The sequence below is a fragment of the Piscinibacter sp. genome (genome assembly GCF_050175855.1).
Classification (GTDB): domain Bacteria; phylum Pseudomonadota; class Gammaproteobacteria; order Burkholderiales; family Burkholderiaceae_C; genus Piscinibacter.
In genome coordinates this window covers 1-2,946 of sequence record NZ_JBFXIO010000520.1, presented here as the reverse complement: position 1 = coordinate 2,946, position 2,946 = coordinate 1, and the positions used below count along the sequence as shown (strand labels likewise).

The window sequence follows — 2,946 nt, the reverse complement described above, 5'->3', positions numbered from 1 at the left end:
CTGCGCTCGGACTCGGGCAGTTCGCCCGCCACGCCCTGGATCACCGCCAGCGGGTTGCCGACCTCGTGCGCGACGTTGGCCGCCATGGTGGCCAGCGCGGCCATCTTCTCGCCGTGCCAGTGCTGCTCGCGCCGCGCGGCTTCTGCCTGTGCCAGGGCCTGGCGGTCGATGATGCGCTGGCCGATGCGCACGATCACCAGCGAGATCACGTACAGCAGCACGATCAGCCCGCCGACGATGAGCAGGAACTGGTCGGAGTTGCGCTCCACCTTGCGCTGGTTGTCGCGAGAAGCCTCGGCGACGCGTGCCTGGTGGCCGTCGGTGATCTGGGCGAAGGTACGCGAGGCGCCGCGGATCTGCTCGAGGAAGGGCGTGACGTCGGAATAGAGCTCGACCACGCCGAGCAGGGCGCCGGCCTCGCTGCCGCGCACCGGCACGTAGGTGGAGATCAGGTCGCGGTTCTCGACCACGCGCTCGAACGCGCTGAAGCGGTCGCGGTGGGTGAGTTCGCTGGCCGGGCGGCCTTCGGCGGCCGAGCGCCAGCCGGCGTTCGCGCCGGCGTACTCGCCGATCTGGCTGTGTTCCGAGGAGTAGACCGTGATGCCGCGCAGGTCGAACACCTTGATCTTGAAGACCTGGGTCTGGCGCATGGCCGCATAGGCCTTGGCATCGAGCGCGCGAAAGGCCGGCAGCGCGCTGATGCGCTGCCCCACGGCGCGCCAGCAGTTGCGCCGCGCCACGACCGGCTCCGGGGGCAGGGCCGCGCAGTCGTCGATGCGCACCCGCTGCGCCGCGGCGATGAACGGCGCGATGTCGCTGTCCCACATCAGGTTGGCCACCACCCGCGTCATCGTGACGTGGTTGGCCTCATGGACAGCCAGCATGGTGGCGCGGGCGGCTTCCTCGTGCTGCTTGGCCAGTTCGCCCTGCGCCTGCCGCAGGAACTGCGCCTGCTGCTGCTGGACCTCGGCGAAGAACGCCTCCTCGCTGCGCTGCAGGAAGTACAGCATCCCGCCGACCGCGATGAAGGCCAGTGCCGTGCTCAAGGTGAAGTAGCGCATCAGCCGGAAGCCAGCGGCGGGTGCGTGTCCAGGCATCGTCATTCCTTCGTGGTCTCGCGCGTCCCCGCATCCTAGCCCGCCGCGCTGCCGGCGGTCAGCCGCTCACAACGCCTCCAGCGCCGCCCCGCGCAACCCCACCAGCAGGGCCCGGCCGTCCGCATCGACGCGGAACTCGCCGTACCTGGCCTTCTCCCAGCGCGCGGCCTCGCCCTCGGCGAAGAACCAGGCATCACTGACCAGGATCCAGCGGCCGTCCTTGGGCGTGAGCTGGATGCGCAACTCGCCCTCCGCCAGCGGCGTGCCGTCGTCGACGCGCTGCAGTTGCGCGATGCCGCGCTCGTCTCGCCGGGCCACGACGAACGGGCGCTCGCGGCGCAGCATGCCGATGCGCCGCTCTCCGGGGGCGCCCGGCACGTTGAAGTTGATCCGCATGAAGTCGCCCTGCATCAGCGAGCGCGGGTCGACGGGCGCCAGTTCGACGAAGACGGGCCGGCCCTCGCGGATCAGCGCTTCCTTGTCGCGGATGCCGAGGTTGGCCACGGCCAGGATGGCGGCCAGTGCCAGCGCGATGCCCGCGCGGGGGAAGCGCGGCTGCGTGTCCGGCCGGGCCGGAGGCTGCGTGGCGTGGCGGCCTGCCCTTGCCCAGGCGGCCAGTGCCGCCAGCAGGGCGCCGGCGCTGGCCAGCAACGCAGCCTTGGTGGCCAGCGGCCAGGCGAGCTGGTAGTAGAAGGCGCCGACGATCCACGCCGCGGCCACGGCCGCAGCGGCCGCGAGGCGCAGGCGCCCGCTGGTGGCCAGCCAGGCCAGCATCAGCAGCGTGGCGCCGAGCGAGGGCATGAGCGCGCCCAGCGCCACGAGCACCAGCCCCGCGCCGACGAAAGGTGCCCGGCGCAGCCCGCGCCAGCGGCGCGCGGCGAGCACCAGCCCAGCCAACGCGAGCAAGGCCGAGAGGGCCTGCATGCCGCGCCAGGCCAGCGTCGGCTCGCCGCGCCGGCCGAGCTCGCGGACGATCTCGCCGGCCAGTTCGCCGCCCAGCGTGCCGCCGACGAGGAAGGTCATGCCCGACCACCAGGCCAAGCCCGCCAGCAGCGCGAGGCTCCAGCCGGCGGCCGTGCTTTCGAGCGCCGCGGCGGCGTGGCCGCGCAGCGCACGCAGGGCCTGCAGCGCGACGAGCCAGCCCGCCAGCAGCAGGTGCCACGCCAGCCACCACTGCTCAAGCGACTCGCCGCGGCCGAAGCGCCAACGCTGCGGCGTGAGCGCGATGCCGATCAGCACCGCGGCGGCGGCGCCGAGCAGCACTCGCAGCCAGGCGGAGCGGATGACGGCGGCCACGCCCATCGCCACCAGCGCGAGCAGGGCGGCTCCGCCGTCCGTGCCGGCATCGCGGAACAACCCGAAGCCCAGCGATCCCCCCCCCACCAGCAGCGCGGGCACCGCCAGCTGCTCCACGAACAGCGGCACGTCGCGCGAGCGCAGCACCACCACGGCGCCCGCGATCAGCAGCGCGCCGACAACGTAGGGCCCGACGCTGCGGCTGATCAGGTCGCCCAGCAGCATGCCGACCACAGCCAGCAGCGGAATCGCGGCCAGCCAGGCGCCGAGCGCCGTCAGCAGCACGACGGGCCAGGGGCGTGCGTCGTCGCGGGGCGGCGTCGCGTTTTCGGGCAGCAGGCCTTGCGCACGCGCGGCCCGCAACACGGCGTCGAGACGGGCGGTGCTCATGCCGAGGCTCCTTCCGCACCGCGCGCGCGAGCCAGGCGCAGGATGGCGCTGACGCTGGCCGCCAGCAGGGCCGCGGCCGCGGCGCCGAGCAGGAACAGCCGGCCGATCGGGTCACCGCCGGCGTTTTCGAACAGCAGCCGGGCGAGGCCGGCGACGATCAAGG

The 2,946-nt window shown here is 73.5% G+C and carries 1 protein-coding gene and 1 pseudogene; both read right to left on the bottom strand.

The window, feature by feature from the left end:
- Positions 1 to 1,097, bottom strand: a pseudogene (locus AB7U92_RS24975) (hypothetical protein); the annotation flags it as partial.
- 66 nt (positions 1,098 to 1,163) lie between these two features.
- Entirely contained in the window at positions 1,164 to 2,783 is a 1,620-nt protein-coding gene (locus AB7U92_RS24970) for a GDYXXLXY domain-containing protein (protein WP_428583216.1), read from the bottom strand.
- Positions 2,784 to 2,946: the final 163 nt, after the last annotated feature.